This window comes from Sinorhizobium numidicum, from assembly GCF_029892045.1.
In the GTDB taxonomy this organism is placed as follows: domain Bacteria; phylum Pseudomonadota; class Alphaproteobacteria; order Rhizobiales; family Rhizobiaceae; genus Sinorhizobium; species Sinorhizobium numidicum.
In genome coordinates this window covers 1,920,672-1,941,692 of the sequence record NZ_CP120368.1, presented here as the reverse complement: position 1 = coordinate 1,941,692, position 21,021 = coordinate 1,920,672, and the positions used below count along the sequence as shown (strand labels likewise).

The 21,021-nt window shown below is 60.7% G+C and carries 16 protein-coding genes; 6 read left to right on the top strand and 10 right to left on the bottom strand.

Going from position 1 to position 21,021, the window contains the following annotated elements:
* Positions 1-229 precede the first annotated feature (229 nt).
* A complete protein-coding gene (locus PYH37_RS20540) occupies positions 230-745 on the top strand; it encodes a single-stranded DNA-binding protein (RefSeq protein WP_280733247.1) in 516 nt (171 codons plus the stop codon).
* Positions 746-925: 180 nt separating this feature from the next.
* Positions 926-1,840 carry a 5'-methylthioadenosine/S-adenosylhomocysteine nucleosidase gene (locus PYH37_RS20535; protein ID WP_280733246.1) on the top strand — a complete coding sequence of 305 codons (915 nt, stop codon included), beginning with the start codon at positions 926-928 and terminating at the stop codon, positions 1,838-1,840.
* A gap of 42 nt (positions 1,841-1,882) precedes the next feature.
* On the opposite strand, the gene PYH37_RS20530 is transcribed toward PYH37_RS20535, so the two are convergent.
* A complete protein-coding gene (locus PYH37_RS20530; RefSeq protein ID WP_280733245.1) occupies positions 1,883-2,512 on the bottom strand; it encodes a MarC family protein in 630 nt (209 codons plus the stop codon).
* 303 nt (positions 2,513-2,815) lie between these two features.
* Here PYH37_RS20530 and gyrA point away from each other — a divergent pair, with 303 nt between their 5' ends.
* Positions 2,816-5,596, top strand: coding sequence for a DNA gyrase subunit A (gene gyrA / locus PYH37_RS20525; protein ID WP_280733244.1), 2,781 nt, complete (start codon positions 2,816-2,818; stop codon positions 5,594-5,596).
* A 753-nt stretch (positions 5,597-6,349) separates the two neighbouring features.
* The gene (locus PYH37_RS32485; RefSeq protein ID WP_425336106.1) at positions 6,350-6,634 is read left to right on the top strand and encodes a Rossmann-fold NAD(P)-binding domain-containing protein; all 285 of its coding nucleotides are present in this window, start codon (positions 6,350-6,352) and stop codon (positions 6,632-6,634) included.
* A 53-nt stretch (positions 6,635-6,687) separates the two neighbouring features.
* Here PYH37_RS32485 and PYH37_RS20515 read toward each other — a convergent pair whose 3' ends face one another.
* The 6 genes from PYH37_RS20515 to trxB form a co-directional block, all read right to left on the bottom strand.
* Positions 6,688-7,674, bottom strand: coding sequence for a lytic transglycosylase domain-containing protein (locus tag PYH37_RS20515; protein ID WP_280733243.1), 987 nt, complete (start codon positions 7,672-7,674; stop codon positions 6,688-6,690).
* A 245-nt stretch (positions 7,675-7,919) separates the two neighbouring features.
* Complete coding sequence (locus tag PYH37_RS20510; protein ID WP_280733242.1) at positions 7,920-8,714, bottom strand: aminoglycoside phosphotransferase family protein; 795 nt, start codon at positions 8,712-8,714, stop codon at positions 7,920-7,922.
* 129 nt (positions 8,715-8,843) lie between these two features.
* A complete protein-coding gene (locus PYH37_RS20505; RefSeq protein WP_280733241.1) occupies positions 8,844-9,965 on the bottom strand; it encodes an alkene reductase in 1,122 nt (373 codons plus the stop codon).
* Positions 9,966-10,018: 53 nt separating this feature from the next.
* The gene (locus PYH37_RS20500) at positions 10,019-10,309 is read right to left on the bottom strand and encodes an ArsR/SmtB family transcription factor (RefSeq protein WP_280733240.1); all 291 of its coding nucleotides are present in this window, start codon (positions 10,307-10,309) and stop codon (positions 10,019-10,021) included.
* Between the two features lie 612 nt (positions 10,310-10,921).
* On the bottom strand, positions 10,922-11,818 hold the full coding sequence (locus PYH37_RS20495) for a LysR family transcriptional regulator VtlR (protein ID WP_342394659.1): 897 nt from the start codon (positions 11,816-11,818) through the stop codon (positions 10,922-10,924).
* Between the two features lie 115 nt (positions 11,819-11,933).
* Positions 11,934-12,908: a thioredoxin-disulfide reductase gene (trxB, locus tag PYH37_RS20490; RefSeq protein ID WP_280733238.1), complete on the bottom strand. Its 975-nt coding sequence runs from the start codon at positions 12,906-12,908 to the stop codon at positions 11,934-11,936.
* A 509-nt stretch (positions 12,909-13,417) separates the two neighbouring features.
* Here trxB and PYH37_RS20485 point away from each other — a divergent pair.
* A complete protein-coding gene (locus tag PYH37_RS20485) occupies positions 13,418-13,888 on the top strand; it encodes an Lrp/AsnC family transcriptional regulator (protein WP_280733237.1) in 471 nt (156 codons plus the stop codon).
* A 178-nt stretch (positions 13,889-14,066) separates the two neighbouring features.
* Here the strand turns inward: PYH37_RS20485 and PYH37_RS20480 are convergent, their stop codons facing one another.
* The gene (locus tag PYH37_RS20480) at positions 14,067-15,122 is read right to left on the bottom strand and encodes a glycosyltransferase family 4 protein (protein WP_280733236.1); all 1,056 of its coding nucleotides are present in this window, start codon (positions 15,120-15,122) and stop codon (positions 14,067-14,069) included.
* 82 nt (positions 15,123-15,204) lie between these two features.
* Positions 15,205-15,681 (bottom strand): transcription elongation factor GreA, encoded by a 477-nt coding sequence (greA, locus tag PYH37_RS20475; protein WP_280733235.1) that lies wholly within the window; start codon positions 15,679-15,681, stop codon positions 15,205-15,207.
* Between the two features lie 285 nt (positions 15,682-15,966).
* Here greA and PYH37_RS20470 point away from each other — a divergent pair, with 285 nt between their 5' ends.
* A complete protein-coding gene (locus tag PYH37_RS20470) occupies positions 15,967-17,421 on the top strand; it encodes an MFS transporter (RefSeq protein ID WP_280733234.1) in 1,455 nt (484 codons plus the stop codon).
* Between the two features lie 54 nt (positions 17,422-17,475).
* Here PYH37_RS20470 and carB read toward each other — a convergent pair whose 3' ends face one another.
* Positions 17,476-20,961 (bottom strand): carbamoyl-phosphate synthase large subunit, encoded by a 3,486-nt coding sequence (gene carB, locus PYH37_RS20465; protein ID WP_280733233.1) that lies wholly within the window; start codon positions 20,959-20,961, stop codon positions 17,476-17,478.
* Positions 20,962-21,021 lie beyond the last annotated feature (60 nt).

Below are 21,021 nucleotides of genomic sequence, written 5' to 3'. Positions count from 1 at the left end.
CCGTGTCGAGGCGCAATCGCAAAAGAGGCGGCTCAATTCGATTCGGTTGACAGGATAATAGGGAAATTATAGAACAAAAAAAGAACAAATGTCAGCCGTAAGCTAGCGAAATCTGTTGTGGATTATGCGCGATGCGGGGGCGTATCGGCCGCGACTGGCCGTTAAGATGCGTTTTCTGATATATTGGAAACTCGAACGTCAGTTCGGCGGAAAGCACGGGAAAAGCGACATGGCTGGTAGCGTCAACAAGGTGATCTTGATCGGAAATGTCGGGGCCGACCCCGAAATCCGGCGCACGCAGGACGGCCGGCCGATCGCCAATCTGCGCATCGCCACCTCGGAGACATGGCGAGACCGCAACAGCGGAGAGCGCCGCGAGAAGACCGAATGGCACACCGTCGTCGTCTTCAACGAAGGCCTCTGCAAGGTGGTCGAACAATATGTGAAGAAGGGCGCCAAGCTTTACATCGAGGGCCAGCTTCAGACCCGCAAATGGCAGGACCAGAACGGCAACGACCGCTACTCGACCGAAGTGGTGCTGCAAGGCTTCAACTCGACGCTGACGATGCTCGACGGTCGCGGCGAGGGCGGTGGCTCCGGCGTCAGCCGCGGTGGCGGCGAGTTCGGCGGCGGCTATGAGGAATACGACCAGCCGCGGCAATCCTCCGGCGGCGGACGCGCGGGCGGCCAGTCGAACCAAGGCGGCAATCTCTCGCGCGATCTCGACGACGACATTCCGTTCTGATCCGTCGTTCCGTCGCTGAGGGATATTTTCGGCAGCGGAGACCAGCGGCAGGGACCGATCCATTGATGAAGCCGGCCGGCCAAGGGCCGGCTTTGCCGTTTCACGCCTCCGGTAGAGATGGCGGCACAGGAATGGCACGCCTGTTGCTTGCGTCGCCATGTCACCAACGAGGAACTCCGCATGCGATTGATGAAACTGCTTATCGTGGCGTTCGGCTGCCTGCTCACGGCACAACAGGTTCAAGGCGCCGCCACCGTTCTCGATGATCGGCCGCGCATCGCGGTGATGTCAGCTTTCGCCCCCGAATGGCAGACGCTTAAAGCTGCCGTCGACCAGCCGAAAGAGCATGTGGTCAACGGCCGCCGCTTCGTGACCGGCAGGCTGCAAGGCAAGGAGGTCGTTCTATTTCTGAGCGGTATCAGCATGGTCAATGCGGCGATGACCACGCAGCAGGCAATTGATCATTTCAACATCACCACGATCGTTTTCTCCGGCATTGCCGGTGGCGTCGACCCCTCGCTCAACATCGGCGATGTCGTGGTCAGCGAACAATGGGGGCAATATCTGGAATCCGTCTTCGCGCGGGAGACGGAAGGGAAATTCACGCCACCCGGTTTCATCGAAACGCCTTTTTCGAATTTCGGCATGATCTTCCCCAAAAACACGGAAGTGTTGCGCAACGGCGTCAAGGAGCCTGAAAACCGCTTCTGGTTTCCTGTCGACGGCAAGCTTCTCGAAATTGCCCGCAAGATCGCCGATACAGTGACGCTCGAGGTTTGCGCCGACGCCGGAAAGTGTTTGGCCCGCCCACCTCGCATCGTCGTCGGCGGCAATGGCGTGTCGGGGCAGACCTTTGCCGATAATGCGAAATTCCGGGAGTTCACCTTCGACACCTTTGCAGCCAAGGTTGTCGACATGGAGAGCGCCGCCACTGCCCACGTCGCTTACAGCAACGGCATTCCCTTCATTGCTTTCCGCAGCCTCTCCGACCTTGCCGGCGGCGGCGACGGCGAAAACGAGATGGGTGTATTCTTCGCCCTTGCCTCGTCCAACTCGGCAAAGGTGGTCGAGGCGTTTCTGACAGCGTTGCCCTGAAGTGCATTCCCTCAGGGCAGTGCTCCGCTTTGAAGCGAGAATCTAGACCAGGAAGGCAGAACGAACGCCATCGAGGACGAACTGCACGGCCAGCGCCGCCAGGATCACGCCGAGAAGGCGTGTGAGGATCGCCCGACCCGTGACGCCGAGAAAACGGTCGATACGTTCGGAGATCACGAGCGCCAGAAACAGCAACACCATCGATGCCGCGATGACGACGAGAAGCTGGGCGCGCTCGACCACGGAGGGAAACGAACTGCCGAGAAGGATGGTCGCAGAGATGGCGCCGGGTCCCGCAATCAGTGGCAGGGCAAGGGGAAAGACTGCGATGTTGTGGATGTGGTCCTTGGTCACCGCCGTTTCGCCGGTCTTTTCCTTTCGCTCCTGGCGCCTTTCGAAGATCATCTCGAAAGAGATCCAGAAGAGCAGCAGTCCGCCGGCAATGCGAAAAGCTCCAATCGAGATGCCGAGCAGGCCGAGGATGCCATTGCCGAAGAGGGCGAAGGCGGCAAGGATGAAAAAGGCGATCAGCGAGCCGCGCGTCGCGACCTGAAAACGTTCCTGCCGGCTCATTCCGACGGTAAGACTTAGAAAGATCGGTGCGAGGCCAGGCGGATCAAGCGTGACGAGCAGGGTCGTCAGCGCGTTGATCAAGAGATCGATATTGAACATCCGTTCCCTCTCGGAATCCACCCCGGCCTTTCCGGTAGCGCGGCCGCATTGTTAGGCAAGCCATGCGTGCTTGAAAAGGGGCGCTAGCCAAGTGCTTCGCAATGGCTTAAACCCGGATCCTGCTGAAGCTCCGACCGACGTCGACACGGCGCTTTCGAAGCCCCACCGATTCGCGCATGCGTGCCCTAGAAAAGCCCCTTCCGGCGGCAAAAGACTGTTCACAACCGCCTGCCAAAATTGGCGCTTAGAGCTTAATTCAGCTATAAAAACCCGTCTGATTCTGAACAAAGATCGTGATCAACATTGACTGAACAAACCACTCCCGGCGGCGGAAAAAATCCGCCAGGCATCGAGCCGATTTCCATCATCGAGGAAATGCAGCGATCCTATCTCGATTACGCCATGAGCGTGATCGTCTCCCGCGCGCTTCCAGATGTGCGAGACGGGCTGAAACCGGTTCATCGGCGCATCCTCTACGGAATGAGCGAACTCGGCATCGACTGGAACAAGAAATACGTCAAATGCGCCCGCGTCACCGGTGACGTGATGGGTAAATACCACCCGCACGGCAACATGGCGATTTACGATGCCCTTGCGCGCATGGCGCAGAACTGGTCGCTGAGGCTGCCGCTGATCGACGGGCAGGGCAATTTCGGCTCGGTCGACGGTGATCCGCCGGCGGCAGAGCGCTATACCGAGTGCCGGCTGCAGAAGGCGGCGCATTCGCTGCTGGACGATCTCGACAAGGAAACGGTCGATTTTCGCGACAACTACGACGGAACGCTGCAGGAGCCGGTTGTCGTCCCGGCGAAGTTTCCGAACCTGCTCGTCAACGGCGCCGGCGGTATTGCCGTCGGCATGGCGACCAATATCCCGCCGCACAATCTCGTCGAGGTCATCAACGGCTGCATCGCGCTCATCGACAATCCGGCGATCGAGCTGGCGGAACTGATGCAGATCATTCCCGGGCCGGATTTTCCGACCGGCGCCCTGATCCTCGGCAGAGCCGGCATCCGCCAGGCCTATGAGACCGGCCGCGGGTCGGTCATCATGCGCGGACGCGCCCATATCGAACCGATGCGCGGCGATCGCGAGCAAATCATCATCACCGAAATTCCCTATCAGGTGAACAAGGCGACGATGATCGAGAAGATGGCTGAGCTCGTGCGCGAGAAGCGCATCGAAGGCATTTCGGACCTGCGCGACGAATCCGATCGGCAAGGCTATCGCGTCGTCATCGAACTGAAACGCGACGCCAACGCAGAGGTCATCCTCAACCAGCTCTACCGTTACACGCCGCTGCAGACTTCCTTCGGCTGCAATATGGTCGCGCTAAATGGCGGCAAGCCGGAGCAGATGACTCTGCTCGACATGCTGCGCGCCTTCGTCTCGTTCCGCGAGGAAGTTGTTAGCCGGCGAACAAAATATCTGCTGCGCAAGGCGCGGGAGAGGGCGCATGTCTTGGTCGGCCTCGCCATCGCGGTGGCCAATATCGACGAGGTGATCAAGCTCATTCGCCAGGCGCCCGACCCGCAAACGGCGCGCGAACAGCTGATGACCCGCCGTTGGCCCGCCCATGACGTCGACGCCCTGATCCGACTGATCGACGATCCACGCCACCGGATCAACGAGGACAACACCTACAATCTTTCCGAAGAACAGGCCCGCGCCATCCTCGACCTGCGCCTGCAGCGCCTGACCGCGCTCGGCCGCGACGAAATCGGCGATGAGCTCAATAAGATCGGCGATGAGATCAAGGATTATCTCGACATTCTCTCCTCGCGCCTGCGCATCATGGGAATCGTCAAACAGGAGCTGGAAGCAGTCCGCGACGAATTCGGTACGCCGCGCCGCACCGAGATCGCCGAAGGCGGACCGGAGATGGAAGACGAGGACCTGATCGCTCAGGAGGACATGGTCGTCACCGTTTCCCACCTCGGCTATATCAAGCGCGTGCCCCTGACGACATATCGGGCGCAGCGTCGCGGCGGCAAGGGCCGTTCCGGCATGGCGACGCGGGACGAGGATTTCGTTACCCGGCTATTCGTCGCCAACACCCACACGCCGGTCCTGTTCTTCTCCTCGCGCGGCATCGTCTACAAGGAGAAGGTCTGGCGACTGCCGATCGGCACGCCGCAGTCGCGTGGCAAGGCGCTCATCAACATGCTGCCGCTGGCGCCAGGCGAACGCATCACCACGATCATGCCGTTGCCCGAGGATGAAGCCACCTGGGAGAACCTGGACGTCATGTTCTCGACGACGCGCGGCACGGTCCGGCGCAACAAGCTGTCGGATTTCATCCAGGTCAACCGCAATGGCAAGATCGCGATGAAGCTCGACGAGGAGGGCGACGAGATCCTCTCGGTCGACACCTGCACCGAGCTCGACGACGTGCTGCTGACGACGGCGCTCGGCCAGTGCATTCGCTTCCCCGTCTCCGACGTGCGCGTATTCGCCGGTCGCAACTCGATCGGTGTACGCGGAATTTCTCTTGGCGAGGACGACCGCATCATCTCGATGGCGATTGTCGGCCATGTCGAAGCCGAACCGTGGGAACGTGCCGCCTATCTGAAGCGTGCTGCAGCGGAACGACGCACGAACGGTGAAGAAGAGGAAATTGCGCTTGTCGGCGAAGACGTCATCGACGGCGGCGAGCTGTCCAACGAGCGCTACGAAGAACTGAAAGCGCGCGAACAATTCGTGCTGACGGTCTCCGAGAAGGGCTTCGGCAAGCGCTCTTCGTCCTACGATTTCCGCACCTCCGGCCGCGGCGGCAAGGGCATTCGCGCTACCGATACCTCGAAAACGGCAGAAATCGGCGAACTGGTTGCGACCTTCCCGGTCGAGCACAACGACCAGATCATGCTCGTTTCAGACGGCGGCCAGCTCATCCGCGTGCCGGTCGACGGCATTCGGTTGGCGAGCCGCGCCACCAAGGGCGTTACGATTTTCTCGACCGCCAAGGATGAGAAGGTGGTATCGGTCGAGCGGATCAGCGAACCGGAGGGCGAGGACGAGATCGAAGAGATCGTCACCGCCGGCGAGGCCATCGTAGCCGAGCCGCCGGCCGACGCTGAGGAGTGATCGGGGCGCGAAGCTTCGTCCAGAACAGAGATTTGAGGGAGGCCCTGGTTTAACCTGGGCCTCCCTTTTGTATTCGTGGAAGCGCGCAAGAAGCGTTTCTCAAGCGGGATCATATCGGCACCATGGTCGGCGCCGGGCGCTACTGCCGGATGTTGGACCGCAATGCCGAAAAGGCGGAAAGGCACCGGCCTTCGAGTGGATTCAGGGCGACGCAATGAATGCGACCGACGTGAGGACGTCGCTGAAGGCGCGGCGGTCATGATCCATGCAGTCGATCCGCCCGGCTATCGCAATTGGGGCAAGCTGGTGTTGCCGATATTTGACAACATCATCGCCGCAGCCAGCGCGGTCGGCGCCCGCATCGTGCCGGCCCAGTCTACAACTTCGGGCCTGATGCCTTTCCGGTTCTCCATGAGAATTCGCCGCACAACCCAAAGACGAGCAAGGGTGCGGTCCGCAAGGAGATGGAGGGCCGGCTAAAGGCAGCGTCTGACGCAGGTACCGGTGTCATCATTCTGCGGGTAGGGGATTTCTTCGGTCCTAACGCCGCAAACAACTGGTTTTCCCAGGGGCTGGTGAAGCCAGGCAAACCACTGACGTCGATCACCTATCCCGGCCGAAAGGGATCGCCATCAATGGGCGTATCTGCCCGACGTTGCGGAACCGATGGTCGGTCTGATCGAGCGAGCCGAAACACTCCCGGCTTTCGCCGTCTAACATATGCGAGGCTTCCTCGACGATGACGGCACGAAGATGATCGCACAGATTAGCCGTGCGGCAGGCGGGGACCTCAAGGTCCGGTCCTTTCTCCGGTGGCTCCTGGCGATCGCCTCCCCCTTTGTGCCTTTCTTCAACGAGCTCCGGGAGATGCGCTATCTCTGGCGAGAAGGACTTGAAATGCGCAATGATCGGCTGATCAAATTACTTGGCGAGGAGCCGCATACGCCGATCGACCAGGCCGTCAGCACCACCCTCGCATCGCTCGGCTGCCGTCCTCCGAAACCAGTTCCGCAGTTGTCCGCTGCTGCCGTTGCATAATTCCTCAGATCGGACAAACGCGCGGCGCTCGGCCGTGCACCGGAAAACTTCCGTCAATTCTTGAAAACGAGGCACGCGCCGCCGCTCTTGCGAATGGCGGCGCAGAGCGCATTCGCCTCGGCTTGCGATTGTCGGCCGATACGGGCGGCGTAGCGGCTTCTCGCTCCGAAGCTTCCGTTGCGCTCGCGGACAAGGAGCGCCTTTTCGCCATTGATTGGCGCCGGCAGCCTCTTCACGGCGTTCAGGAACAAGCGCTGCGCTATGGATTTCTGGTAATGCGCCGCCATTTGGACGCCCCAAGGAGCCCAGTTTGCCTCGTCAGCGACGACGATCTCACGCAGCCTTCGGGTGCTGGCGAGCGCAACGCATCCGTCGAGGAAGTTCCTGTTCTTGTCGAGCGCGAGGTCGAGCGATTTCGGCGGGTTGTCTCTCCAATCCTCCACCGGATGGGCAGTGATCGCCCGCACGTAATCGCGCGTTTCATAGGGGATCCAATCGGTCTCCAGGAAGCGCTCCAACCCAGCCTCGCCGGCATTGTAGGCGGCTGCGGCAAAACCGAGATTTCCGTAGCGCAGATTGAGTTCGCTCAGATACTCGGCCGATTTTCCGAGGGCCGCGACCGCATCGAAACTGTTGGCCAAGCCGCGCAGCTTTGCCGTTCCCGGCATGAATTGGGCAATTCCCTCGGCGCCCTTTGGACTGATGGCGTCTGGCTGGAACAGGCTCTCGCGCCAGATCAAGCGGGCAAAGAACGGCGCCGGCAGGTCGTTCGTCGCGGCATAGTGCTCAATGATGCGGCAAACATCCTGGGCAAAATTCTCACGAGTTATGCAAAGCGGAACAAGCGGGTTGGCCGCGGAGAAACCCGAATAGAGGCATTTTCGCGGAACGACCGGCGCGTCGGTGCGGGCTTCGACCGGGCGCGGGATAGCTGCGGCCAGGCAGGCGCAAATCGACAGCGCGGCCGCGACAGCGCGCACCAGATGTCCCATTCGGCCGTCCCAGATGCGGCATCTGCCCGCCCTGCCTTGCTCGACCATGCGGCTCCTCAGCGACAAACGAGGGAAGCATACATAGCATCTTCGTCGAGGACGAAAAACTGCCGAGGCGACTGTCAGTTCGCAAAGCTGGTTTGAGCATCAAGTACATGAGGTGAGATCGACGTAGCGGCCGAATTTCATGCGACCTCCTTCATGTGCCGGTTTGCTCATCGCTGATTTGCATGTTGCTCTCCGGCGTGGTCTCCCCCTGCACGTAGCAGCGCTCGTGATCGTACACTTCACGACTAGTGGTTCAGCTCGGCGGCTGCAATCTCGGCCACCACCAAGTTGTTTTCAGCGCTTTCGCCGTCTTGCAGAAACCAGGCCGCCGAGAGACCGGCGTAGGCGAGTATCCACCGCAGAAGTCGCGGCGCTTCGAGGCGCGCTTCCGTCAGGACGATCGCGAATTGCTTTTGCAGGCGCCCCGGCGCGGTCACGACAGGCAGTTCGGGATTGCAGAAAAGGTTCGCGTAATCGAAGCCTCGGTCGCCGTAGAGTCCCTTTGGGTCGATGGCGAGCCAACCGCGCGCGCCGAAATCGAGGATGTTCCCGTGGTGAATGTCACCGTGCAGCACGGTCGGAGGATGCGGATCAGTGAAGAGAAATCTTGCGGCGCCAGCACAGATCTCGAAGATGCCTCCGTGCGCGCGTGCCGCCGGTTCCAGAGCTTCGAACCATCGATCGAGCGGTACAAGCTCGGGAAGGGGCGTGGCACGCGGGGCATGCAGCATGGCGACGGTGCGGCAGATGATCCTGGTCGCCGCGTCGTCGCTGCCGGTCATCGCCAGGTGAAAGAGTGAACGCCGGCTTTCGGCACGCTCAAGAAGAATGGCATCGCCGGCCTCCGCGAAGACGCGTGCTGCACCATGGCCATCGCACCAGCGCATCAACCGACCGCCGGACTTTTCTTCCGCCATTCGCGCAATTTTGAGCATTGCCGGCAGGCCGCGCCAACGGACAGGCAACAGCCGGCTCGAACGGGTGGCGATCGGCTCGCCGTCCGGCTCCAGCGACCATCTTTCGATCAGGGGACCAAACATCCGCCGAGAATAGATGATTCGCGATGCAAAAAGGTCCCGCGCCGCCTGAATTGACCCCTGAAAGTGGATGTCCAACTTTCGGGGGTCAATTCATGCTTGTGCGGCGGCCTTTCTCTTCTCTCAGGTATCTCAGGCGACTTGTTCGAGCACCGGATAATCCGTGTAACCCCGGGCGTCGCCGCCATAAAAGGTCGCGTTATCCGGCGCGTTAAGCGGAGCGTTGTCCTTCAGCCTGCGCACGAGGTCCGGATTGGCAATGAACGGCTTGCCGAACGCGACCAGATCGGTTTCGCCGCTTTCGACGGCCATTATCGCCAGATCGCGATCGTAACCATTGTTCGTCATCCACGCCGCCTTACCGCCGGCCGCCGTGTAAACGGCACGAAGCGCCGCATAGTCGAAGGGGCGCTCGCCCTGCTGGTGGTCGCGCGGGCCGCCGGTCGCGCCTTCGATGACGTGGATGTAGGCGAGCGGGTAGCGGGCCAGCTTCTCCACGACATAGGTGAAGAGCGGTTGCGGCTCCGGATCGAAGGCGTCGTTGGCCGGAGTGACCGGCGAAATACGGATGCCGACCCGGCCCGAGCCAGCCTGTTCGGTGATAGCGTCGACCACCTCGAAGAGGAAACGGGCGCGGTTTTCGATCGAGCCGCCATAGGCGTCGGTGCGTTCGTTGGAACCGGAGCGCAGGAACTGATCGACCAGGTAACCGTTGGCGGCATGGATCTCGACGCCGTCGAAACCGGCATCGAGCGCAGCGCGCGCCGCCTTGCGATAATCCTCGACAATCCCGGCAATCTCCGCCAGCTCCAACGCCCGCGGTTCCGAGGTTTCGGCAAAACTACCCGTTCCGTCCTCGTTGACGAGGTAGGTCTTCGATTTGGCGCGGATAGCCGACGGGGCAACCGGCTTGCCGCCATCCGGCTGCAGCGAGGTGTGCGAAATCCGGCCGACATGCCACATCTGGACGGCGATCTTGCCGCCCGCCTTATGGACCGCGTCGGTCACCTTGCGCCAGCCCTCAAGCGCTTCCGGCGTATAGAGGCCGGGTACGTCGGCATAACCCTGACCCTGATGTGTGATCGCCGTCCCTTCCGTGATGAGCAGCCCGGCGGACGCCCGCTGCTCATAGTAGGTAGCGTTGAGCGTGTTGGGCACCGCTCCGGGAGACCGGTTCCGAGTGAGCGGCGCCATCACGACACGACTTTTGAGGGCTATGTCGCCGATGGTGATCGGGTCGAAGAGAGAAGCCATGAAGTGTCCTTTCCGTTTTCGGTTGAGACCTGGGAGGAGGAGAAATAGGGAGGTCAGAGGCTGCCGATTTCCTTCAGGAAACCAGCGATCGTTTCCTCGTTGCGCTTGTAGAAGACCCACTGGCCGACACGGCGCGTCGTCACCAATCCGGCGCGCTGCAGCACGGCCAAGTGTGAGGACACCGTCGACTGCGACAGGCCGCAGCGCTCGAACTGCCCCGCGCAAACACCCAAATCGAGCGGATGCTCCTGGCCGGAGAAATGCGCCTCCGGCTCCTTCAGCCAGGTCAGAATGTTTATCCGCGCCGGGTGCGCCAAGGCTTTCAGAATTTCGTCTCTATCCATCGCCATTTCGATATATCGCGTTTTATCGATACATGTATCGATGTTCATCGATATGCAAGTCACAACCGCGTGAATTTGAGCAGGGTAAAAAAAGAGGGCCACAAGAGAACTTGGGCCCTTTCAGTTGTGAAGGTTTCAAAACCTCCAGAGGGGAACAGCTGATGCAGCGGCTGGGGAGGAGAAAGCCGCCAGATGCATCAGCCAAAAATGATATGGGATGCGCAAAGGCGGCTTTCAATAGCCGACCCACGATTTTCGCAACTGAGGGATGTGCGCGAACGCAGGCAAAAAAAGAGGGCCACAAGAAAAACTTGGGCCCTTGTAGTTGTGAAGGTAATTAGAACCTCCAGAGGGGAACAGCTGCTGCGGTGGCACTGGGAGGAGAAGCCACCAAGATGCATCAGCTAGGTGTGGTATGCTGTTTTTTTGGGCTGGCAGCAATCATTTAATATGCATGACAGCCATGCCATGTGCGCATCCCTGCACATTTTTGCGGCGCGCATGATATTGCTTTGCAAAAAAACTTCCGCGCCAGAAAATAATATCGTTTTAGAACAAGCGATTACATGCAATGTGAGCAATTGCTCAGAAATCGAGCAGCCAATTGCGCGGTTAAAAATTCCAATTGCGAGCCTTGGCAACGATGTAGTCGCGGAAGACTTTCAATTTCGCGGCGTTCTTCATCTCGTCCGGATAGCAGAAATATGTGTCGAACGAGGGGATGTCGGCGCTGATCGGAAGCTGAATCAGTCCGGGATCGCGGCCCACGATGTAATCCGGAAGCATCGCAACGCCGATGCCGAGCAGGCAGGCTCGCTTGATCGAAGTCTGGCTGTTGATCTGCAAATGGGAAATGCGCGGAGTGTCCGGATCCCGTCCGGCAATCTCCAGCCAGTTCACGTCCAGCAGATAACTGGGCGCCGGCTCGCCAAAGGTGATGATCCGATGATTGTCCAGATCTTCGACCGATTGCGGCTCTCCGTATTTGTTGATGTAGGAGGGGGCGGCATAGACATGCATGTGAACGGTAAAGAGCTTGCGCTGTATAAGGTCCGACTGCTGCGGCTGGCGCAGCCGGATGGCGCAATCGGCATGCCGCATGTTTACGTCGAGCTCTTCGTTGTCGAGGATGAGCTGCACCTGCACTTCCGGCTGCAGCGCCATGAACTCCTGTATCTTGTCGGTCAGCCAGCCTTGGCCGAGCCCCACCGTGGTCGTGATACGCAGCTTGCCGCTCGGCTTGTCGGTCGTTTCGCTCAGCTGCGCCTTGACGCTTTCGAGCTTCATCAGCACTTCATGCGCGGTGCGGTAGAGCATTTCGCCCTGTTCGGTCAGAATCAGCCCGCGGGCATGGCGGTGAAACAGCTTGATGCCGACATCCTGTTCGAGCGAGCTGACCTGCCGGCTGATTGCCGATTGCGAGAGATGGAGCTTGTCTGCCGCATGTGTGAACGAGCCGGCCTCGGCCGCCGCATGAAATATGCGCAGTTTGTCCCAGTCTAGCGACATGAAATCCCCCATAAACCGCCCGCCGGGGAACTGGCTTCCGTCCTCCGGACACGGCTGATACATCTGTTCCCATGCGAGGCCGCGCCCTCAAGGCGCAGGCCCCGATTCGCAGCTTCTATTCGGCTGCAATTGCGACGGGCATATGACCCGCCAGATATTTCTCGGCCTCGAGTGCGGCCATGCAACCCATGCCGGCGGCCGTAACCGCCTGGCGATAGACATCGTCCGTCACGTCGCCGGCAGCAAAGACCCCGGCGACGTCGGTCGCGGTTGAATCGGGCGCGGTCCAGAGATAGCCGTTCGGCTTCTGTCGAAGCTTGCCCTTGAAGAGCTCCACCGCCGGCGCATGGCCGATGGCGACGAAGACACCATCGGCCGCCATCTCCGTGGTTTCCCCGGTCTTGGTGTTGCGCAGCTTCACGCCGTTGACGGACGCCGGCATAGGCGGCTTTGCAGCTGTGCCGAGGTATTCAACCACCTCGTGATCCCAGATGACCTTCACATTCGGCTTGGCGAAAAGGCGCTCCTGCAGGATTTTCTCCGCCCGGAACGCATCGCGGCGGTGGACGACCGTGACCGTCTTCGCCAGATTTGAAAGATAGAGTGCCTCCTCCACGGCGGAGTTGCCGCCGCCGACAACGATAACATCCTTGTTGCGATAGAAGAACCCGTCGCATGTGGCGCAGGCCGACACGCCGAAGCCCATGAAGGTCGGCTCGGTTTCGATGCCGAGCCATTTGGCCTTGGCACCGGTGGCGATGATCAGCGCATCGGCCGTCCAGTCCGTGCCGCTGTCCGTCTTGATGCGAAAGGGGCGAATAGAGAGATCCACATCGGTGACCAGGTCATTGATGATCTCCGCACCGACATGCGTCGCCTGCTTCAGCATCTGCTCCATCATCCAAGGTCCCTGGACCGGATCGGCGTAGCCCGGGTAGTTCTCCACATCGGTGGTGATCATCAATTGGCCGCCCTGTTCCATGCCCGCGATCAGCACCGGCGAAAGCATGGCACGCGCCGTGTAGATGGCGGCGGTGTAGCCGGCAGGGCCGGAACCGATGATCAGCACTTTGGTGTGGCGGGCGGTCATGCTCTTGTCCTTAATTCGCCGGCGGGCCAGGCGGCATCATCCGGTTTGGTTCAATGCTGCAAAATATTGCCTTACTTTAGGTATTCACAGCGCGCACTTTCAAGGGTGCGCCCCCTGATACACACAAGTGGTTGCGTCAGCACCAGCAATTTGACACCAGATCGGGCATTTTTGCATCGTTTTGATGGATACGGGCGATCGCGGCGTGCCGCGGCGGCGCAAATGGTCGCGACGCCCGACGACCGCTCCCACCGCCAGGCTGTGCAGGTTTTTGTGCATGCAACCGCGAGTACTCTCGTTTTACCGTTCGGTTACGTGCTACGCACGTCATGAACGCAGCCGCTCAGGCGAGGCCGGGTCGGCCGCTCGCCGGCTGAACCAGGAATCGGGAACATCGCGGATTGCAGTGGTGACTGCAGCTGCGATTTCGGTGCAAGCGGGCTATTTGTACTGGCGGACAAAATAAGGCCTGATGCGCCAAGGCCGACTGGAAATGGGGATATTTGGCAATGGTCATGCGCGTCGAGCTCGATGCCATCGATATGAAAATCCTGCGGGAACTGCAGGGCAACGGCCGGATGACGAATGTCGAACTCGCCGAGCGGGTGGGAATTTCAGCTCCTCCCTGCCTGCGGCGCGTTCGCAAGCTCGAGGAAGCGGGCGTCATTCGCGGCTACCGTGCCCTCCTGAACGCGTCGGCGCTCGGCTATGACCTCGTCGCTTTCTGCATGGTCGGCCTCAAGCACCAGTCGGATGCCAATCTCAAGGCTTTCGCCGCCCGCACGGCCTCATGGCGGCTTGTTCGAGAGGCCTGGATGGTATCCGGCGAGTCGGACTTTCTGCTTCAATGCGTGGCCGAGAACCTCGCGAGCTTCCAGGATTTCGTTATTGAGGAGCTCACTGCAACCGACAACGTCGATACGGTACGGACAATGCTGACGATCCGTCAGGTGAAGGACGTGTGTCAGGTAGAAATTTAGGGCCGCGTGCGACGCCGCCATTCAACGAAAGCTTCCGCTTTCCGCCTTCATCATCTGCTTGAGTGAGGAGGCCTATCTCGGCGATTGCATCGATCAATTAGGCCTCTAAAGAGGCGATTGCCGACGCCTATCGAAGCTGTTTGCCTCCAAGCGATAGTCTCCGGCAGGTGCTGACGCGTCAGCGCATCAGGTGCTCGTAGATCTCTCCGATCGCCCGGGCTTCCCCCTCAATGGCGAAGCTTTTCGAGGTTCGCGCCAGACCGTTGGCGGCGGCGGCGGCAAGTCGCGGCAAATCGTCCATGAACGCGGCCGCGCCGTCGGCCATTGCCTTCAGATCGTTAGCCGGAACGACGATCCCCGTTTCCTCCGAACCTTCGGAGATCAACTCGGAAAAGGCGCCGACATCGGTTGCCACCACCGGCACACCGGTTGCCATGGCCTCGAGCGGCGTCAGACCGAAGCCCTCCCAGCGCTGCGGCGCGACAAAGAGGTCAAGAGCGCGATACCAATCGGGAATGTTGGTGTGTTCGCCGACGAAGAGAATGCGATCGGCAAGCCCCGCCTTGGCGACGCGCTCCTTCAGTTCGACCTCGAATGCAAGATGCGGCCCGGTGGCGCGCCCGGCAACGACCGCACACCAGTCGGGGCGGCCGGGCAGGAGGGCAATCATGCTGTCGACGAAGAGGTCAGTTCCCTTCTGACGACGCACGCGCCCGAAACACCCGACAAACCTTTTCGAAGGATCGAGGCCGACAGCGGTCTTCGCCTGGAGCTTGTAGGCTGGCGGATGGAAGCGCTCGGTGTCTATGCCGTGCAGGATCACCGTATTCGGCACCTGCAGGTAGGCGGCCGTTTTGCCGCTGGTTGCAATCACCGCGTCCATTCGGCGAATGAGAAATTTGCTCCAAACGGAATGCCGGCGCTGCGAGGCGGAGGTGAAAACGATCCTGATCTTCATGCGAAGCAGATCGCGGAGGATGATTGCCGGCAGCATCTCGACATTGCGTCGGGCATGCCATATCCGGCAGCGCCGCCCCGCCGGGGGCTTCCACAGATGCATGAGGTCGCGGAACCGGACGGATGGCAATGTTGGCGGCAGCCCGGGGCCGAGAACGGCAATCTTCTGACCGAGCGTGCGTTGAACCGGAACAAGCTGAATGATCGTTGAGGTCACCCCGGACAGGCGGCGTTTGAAATTCGGCGCAATGACCTCAATGTCCCGGATATCGGCCACGTCAGCGCTCTCCTCGCGCGTGCGATAATTGTCTCGCAGGGGAAAGGGTGGGGCGGAGTGATATGCACGGCCCCTGGGCTGGTCAGCCCCAATGAATGGCGAGGATCTCGTAGGCTTTGGAGCCGCCGGGTGCGTTGACTTCGATCGAGTCTCCGACTTCCTTGCCGATCAGCGCACGAGCGATCGGGGAGGAGATGGAAATGCGGCCGGCTTTGACGTCGGCTTCCTGATCGCCGACGATCTGATACGTCTTTTCTTCTTCGGTATCCTCGTCGACGAGCTTTACTTTGGCGCCGAACTTGATCTTCGAACCGGACATCTTCGAAAGATCGATAACTTCGGCCCGAGCGATCAAATCCTCGAGTTCCGCGACCCGGCCCTCATTGTGGCTCTGAGCCTCCTTGGCAGCGTGGTATTCGGCGTTTTCCGACAAATCGCCATGGGCGCGTGCCTCGGCGATCGCTTCGATGATTCGCGGGCGTTCTTCCTGCTGGCGCCAGCGCAGCTCCTCCTGCAGGTTGACGAATCCACCCTGAGTCATCGGCACTTTGTCGACCATTTCATTATCCTTCATTAAGCACGCAGCGCCGCCTTTCGGCGGCGCCAACGCAAAAGAAAACGGCCCCCGGCGCGTGAGCGCCGGAACCGTCCGAAACATCCGAACCGCCCTTATAGCAGAAAGCCAATCGGCATTGCCAGATTTTTCGCCAGTCCGCTTTCGACCTGCTGGCGCGGCACGCCCACCCACAAAACGCAATACAGCGCAAAAAATGACTTTACCTCAAGTGCGGTTGAGGCCTTAACAGTTCCGCTTCCGAGGAACATCGACGAGGAAGCAAGGCCGATGAATTCGACCGCAGAAGACGACAAACACGGCAGCGTGGAACAGGAACGCGCGCAAGACTGGCGAGAAATTCTGAGTCCCGGACGTCTCGCTGCCACCGCAACGCTCTGTCTGGGTGTAGCGCTTTTCGCCTTCAACGAGTTCTTCATCTCCACGTCCCTGCCAACCGCAGTCGCGGAATTCGGCGGAGCGGCACTGCTCTCCTGGGCGTTTACGCTCTATCTGGTCTTCGCGATCCTCGGCGGGACTCTCGCCGCCAATCTGAAATTGCGATTTGGCGCACGAAACAGCCTCGTTGCTGCGGCAGTGGTCTTCAGCACCGGAACACTGATCGCCACCTTTGCCGCGAACATGCCCACCGTCCTAGCCGGCCGGATCTTCCAGGGCTTAGGCGAGGGGATCGTCGCCGCGACCTGTTACTCACTGATACCGGAGCTCTTTCCAAAGCGACTTGTACCAAAAGTGTTCGGCGCGGAGGCGATCGTTTGGGCTGCAGCGGCCTTCACTGGGCCTCTGATTGCCGGCTCGTTGACGGAATACTGGTCCTGGAGGGCAGCGTTCTTCGTCAACATACCTGCAGCGCTGGTCTTCATCATCCTTGTGCTGTCGATCGTGCCGCGCCGTGGCGGGGCAAACTTGAGCGCGGCGCCGATACCTGTTTTGCGCGTACTGGCGACCGGCGCCGGAATCCTGCTGATTTCGATTTCGAACCGGGTCGAGAATGAGCTTGGCATGGCCACTCTGCTGGCTGCGGCATTGACCATGCTTTACGTTACGGTGCAGACCGACCGGCGATCCTACCAGCCCGTCCTGCCGTCAGGCGCGTTCATGGCAAATAGCGCTCTCGCAGCGGGCCTCTGGGTTGTGTTGCTGATGCCTGTGGCGCAAGCGTCCAGCTCGGTCTTTCTCGTCTACGTGTTGGAGCGTCTCTGGCACCTCGGGCCAACGACGGCGGGATTCTCCAGTGCCGTCATGGCCATGTCCTGGAGCGTCACTGCAATTCTCGTCGCAAGCCTCCGATCCAAAGATTTTCGTCAATCCCTGATCTGCACCGGCCCCATGCTACTCAGCGCCGGATTTGCAGCGCTGACGCTTGCGGTCAATTTCGGTCGCTTCTGGGCGGTTATTCCGGGTCAAATTGCGATCGGTGCCGGCTTCGGTATCTGCTGGGGCACTCTGAGCCAGCTTCTGATGGAGGTGTCTCCCGCGGCAGAACGCGACAAAACCTCGTCGCTTCTGCCAACTTTGCAATCCGCGGGCTACGCCATCGGTGCCGCATTCTTCGGGTTGGTTGCAAACGCCCGCGGCTTCGGCGAGCACGCCAGCGATGCCGCACTGAAAGGTGCAATGCTTGCCGTTTTCGGCATAGGCTGCGTGGTCGCGACCGCCTCGCTTTTCTTCGGCTTAAGGATGATGCGCCTTGCGGCAGATTCAGCCAACCCGGCGACAACGTGATGCCTTGACCGCGTGAATGCGCGCCCTCCTGCGGGCGCGCAAGCTACTAAACGATCAGAAATAGCTCTGCAAAGGACGGACTTCAAGATTGCCGGCCTTCAGTGCCTTGATCGCGTGCGCCGCGGCCTCGGCGCCGGCCATCGTCGTATAGTAGGGAACCTTCTGCATCAGTGTGGCGCGGCGCAGCGATTTCGAATCTGATATCGCCTTGTTGCCGTCGGTCGTGTTGATCACCAGTTGGATCTGACGATTGCGGATGGCGTCCTCGACATGTGGCCGACCTTCCAGCACCTTGTTGACCTTGGTGGCCACGATCCCATGTTCGCCAAGGAAGCGCGCCGTGCCGCTGGTCGCCATGACCTTGAAACCGATATCGGCGAGAACGCGGATTGCCGGTAGCACCCGTTCCTTATCCTCGTCACGGACCGACACGAACACCGTTCCGTCGCGCGGCAGGTCGACGCCCGCTCCGAGCTGGGACTTGGCAAAGGCAAGGGCGTAGTCGGTATCGAGGCCGATCACCTCACCGGTCGAGCGCATTTCGGGCCCGAGCAGCGTGTCGACACCGGGGAAGCGCGCAAACGGAAAGACGGCCTCCTTGACGGCGATGTGTTTCAGGTTGCGCGGATCCGGTTTCTCGCCGTAGGCCGCAATGGCTGCCTCGAGGGTCTCGCCGGCCATAACGCGGGCGGCGATTTTCGCGATCGGCGCCCCAATGGTCTTTGCCACGAACGGGACCGTGCGGGAAGCGCGCGGGTTGACCTCGAGCACGTAGATGGTGCCGTCCTTGATGGCGAACTGAACGTTCATCAGGCCACCGACGTTCAGCGCCTTGGCAAGCGCCGTCGTCTGGCGCTCGAGTTCGTCGACGACTTCCTTGTCCAGCGTATGGGCCGGCAAGGAACAAGCAGAGTCGCCCGAATGAATGCCAGCTTCTTCGATGTGCTCCATGATCCCGGAAATGAAAACCTCCTCGCCGTCGCACAGGCAGTCGACATCCACTTCGGTCGCGTTCGTCAGATAGCTGTCGAAGAGGAGCGGGTTCTTGCCGAGCAACGTGTTGATCTGGCCGGTCTTGTCGTTCGGGTAGCGCTGCTTGATGTCTTCCGGCACGAGCCCGGGAACCGTATCGAGCAGGTAGGTCTGCAGCATGCTCTCCGAGTGGATGATCTGCATCGCACGGCCGCCAAGCACATAGGACGGGCGCACGACCAGCGGGAAGCCGATCTCGGCGGCGACAAGGCGGGCCTGCTCGACGGAATAGGCGATGCCGTTATTCGGCTGGTTGAGGTCGAGCTTCATCAGGAGCTTCTGGAACCGGTCACGGTCTTCCGCCAGATCGATCGCGTCGGGGGCCGTGCCGAGGATCGGAATGCCGTTCTTCTCCAGCGCCTCAGCGAGCTTCAGCGGCGTCTGGCCGCCGAATTGGACGATGACGCCGTGGAGTGTGCCGTTTTCCTGTTCGGCGCGCATGATTTCGATCACGTCTTCCGCCGTCAGCGGCTCGAAATAGAGCCGATCGGAGGTGTCATAGTCCGTCGACACCGTTTCCGGATTGCAGTTGACCATGATTGCCTCATAGCCGGCATCCTTCAGCGCGAAGGCCGCATGGCAGCAGCAATAGTCGAACTCGATGCCCTGGCCGATGCGGTTCGGGCCGCCACCGAGGATCACGACCTTCTTGCGATCGGAAACCTCGGCCTCCGAGCGGGCTGTGCCGACGAACGGCGTTTCGTAGGTCGAATACATATAGGCGGTCGGCGAAGCGAACTCGGCCGCGCATGTATCGATACGCTTGTACACGGGGCGCACATTGAGCGCGTTGCGCAGTTCGGCCACTTCCTTCGGCCGTTTGCCGGTGAGCGTTGCAAGGCGCGCGTCGGAAAAGCCCATGGCCTTCAGCATGCGCAGGTTCTCGGCATCCTGCGGCAGGCCGTGCTCGCGAATACGCACCTCCATGTCGACGATCGCCTTGAACTGGGCAATGAACCAGGGATCAATCTTGCAGGCCTCGTGAACCTCCGCCTCGCTCATGCCGAGACGGAGCGCCTGGGCGACCATGCGCAGCCGGTCCGGCGTTGGCGTGCCGAGGGCTGCGCGGATGGCGTTGCGGCCGTCGCCGTTTTCATCAAAATCCGGAATCTCTATCTCATCGAGGCCGGTCAGCCCCGTTTCCAGACCGCGAAGCGCCTTCTGCAGCGATTCGGCGAAGGTGCGGCCGATCGCCATGACCTCGCCGACCGATTTCATCGCGGTGGTCAGCGTGGGCTCAGCGCCCGGGAACTTTTCGAAGGCGAAGCGCGGGATCTTGGTAACGACATAATCGATCGACGGCTCGAAGGACGCCGGGGTCGCACCGCCGGTAATGTCGTTCTCCAGTTCGTCGAGCGTGTAACCGATAGCGAGCTTGGCGGCGATCTTGGCGATCGGGAAGCCGGTCGCTTTGGATGCCAGCGCTGAGGAACGCGAGACGCGCGGGTTCATTTCGATGACGACGAGGCGGCCATTTTCCGGGTTGACGGCGAACTGCACGTTCGACCCGCCGGTTTCGACGCCGATCTCGCGCAGCACCGCTATCGAGGCGTTGCGCATGATCTGGTATTCCTTGTCGGTCAAGGTCAGAGCCGGCGCGACGGTGATCGAATCACCCGTGTGCACGCCCATCGGATCGATGTTCTCGATCGAGCAGATGATGATGCAGTTGTCCGCCTTGTCGCGGACGACCTCCATCTCATACTCTTTCCAGCCGAGCACCGACTCCTCGATCAGCACTTCCGTCGTCGGCGAGGCGTCGAGACCGCTGCCGACGATCTCGAAGAATTCCGAACGGTTGTAAGCGATGCCGCCACCGGTGCCGCCGAGCGTGAAGGAGGGGCGAATGATCGCCGGAAGGCCGACATCGTCGAGCGCCTGTGCTGCGATCGCCATGGCGTGGTTCAGGTAGCGCTGCTTGCGATCGCCTTCGCCGAGATTCCACTGATTTTCGAGTTCGTCGAGCGCCGTGTCGAGCTCGGGTCCGGAAAGCTTCGCCTTGAGCGCGGCACGCTCAGCTTCGTGCACCTTGCGATCGTGATCCTTGATATCGGTGGCGTTGGCGAGCCGCGACTTCGGCGTCTCGAGGCCGATCTTCGCCATCGCCTCGCGGAATAGCGCACGGTCCTCCGCCTTGTCGATTGCCTCCGGCTTGGCGCCGATCATCTCGACATTGTAGCGGTCGAGCACGCCCATGCGGCGAAGCGAGAGGGCGGTGTTCAGCGCCGTCTGGCCGCCCATCGTCGGCAGCAGCGCGTCCGGCCGTTCCTTAGCAATGATCTTCGCAACCACTTCGGGTGTGATCGGCTCGACATAGGTCGCGTCCGCCAGTCCCGGATCGGTCATGATCGTCGCCGGGTTGGAATTCACCAGGATGACCCGGTAGCCTTCTTCCTTCAGCGCCTTGCAGGCCTGGGTGCCGGAATAGTCGAATTCGCATGCCTGACCAATGACGATCGGCCCCGCGCCGATGATGAGGATCGATTTGATGTCTTGGCGCTTCGGCATGGGCTCTCATCCGTTTCTAGCTGCGCGAAAAACCGGCCAGGGTGGGAGGTCACCGGCCGG

Coding starts and splice junctions, on each gene's coding strand:
- trxB (WP_280733238.1), bottom strand. CDS start 12,908: ATGACCGCCCGCCACACCAAAGTGCTGATCATCGGTTCCGGCCCTGCC.
- PYH37_RS20530 (WP_280733245.1), bottom strand. CDS start 2,512: ATGTTCAATATCGATCTCTTGATCAACGCGCTGACGACCCTGCTCGTC.
- PYH37_RS20485 (WP_280733237.1), top strand. CDS start 13,418: ATGGTCATGCGCGTCGAGCTCGATGCCATCGATATGAAAATCCTGCGG.
- PYH37_RS20540 (WP_280733247.1), top strand. CDS start 230: ATGGCTGGTAGCGTCAACAAGGTGATCTTGATCGGAAATGTCGGGGCC.
- PYH37_RS20505 (WP_280733241.1), bottom strand. CDS start 9,965: ATGGCTTCTCTCTTCGACCCGATCACCATCGGCGACATAGCCCTCAAA.
- PYH37_RS20495 (WP_342394659.1), bottom strand. CDS start 11,818: ATGTCGCTAGACTGGGACAAACTGCGCATATTTCATGCGGCGGCCGAG.
- greA (WP_280733235.1), bottom strand. CDS start 15,681: ATGGTCGACAAAGTGCCGATGACTCAGGGTGGATTCGTCAACCTGCAG.
- PYH37_RS20535 (WP_280733246.1), top strand. CDS start 926: ATGCGATTGATGAAACTGCTTATCGTGGCGTTCGGCTGCCTGCTCACG.
- PYH37_RS32485 (WP_425336106.1), top strand. CDS start 6,350: ATGATCGCACAGATTAGCCGTGCGGCAGGCGGGGACCTCAAGGTCCGG.
- PYH37_RS20510 (WP_280733242.1), bottom strand. CDS start 8,714: ATGTTTGGTCCCCTGATCGAAAGATGGTCGCTGGAGCCGGACGGCGAG.
- PYH37_RS20500 (WP_280733240.1), bottom strand. CDS start 10,309: ATGGATAGAGACGAAATTCTGAAAGCCTTGGCGCACCCGGCGCGGATA.
- PYH37_RS20515 (WP_280733243.1), bottom strand. CDS start 7,674: ATGGTCGAGCAAGGCAGGGCGGGCAGATGCCGCATCTGGGACGGCCGA.
- PYH37_RS20470 (WP_280733234.1), top strand. CDS start 15,967: ATGAATTCGACCGCAGAAGACGACAAACACGGCAGCGTGGAACAGGAA.
- carB (WP_280733233.1), bottom strand. CDS start 20,961: ATGCCGAAGCGCCAAGACATCAAATCGATCCTCATCATCGGCGCGGGG.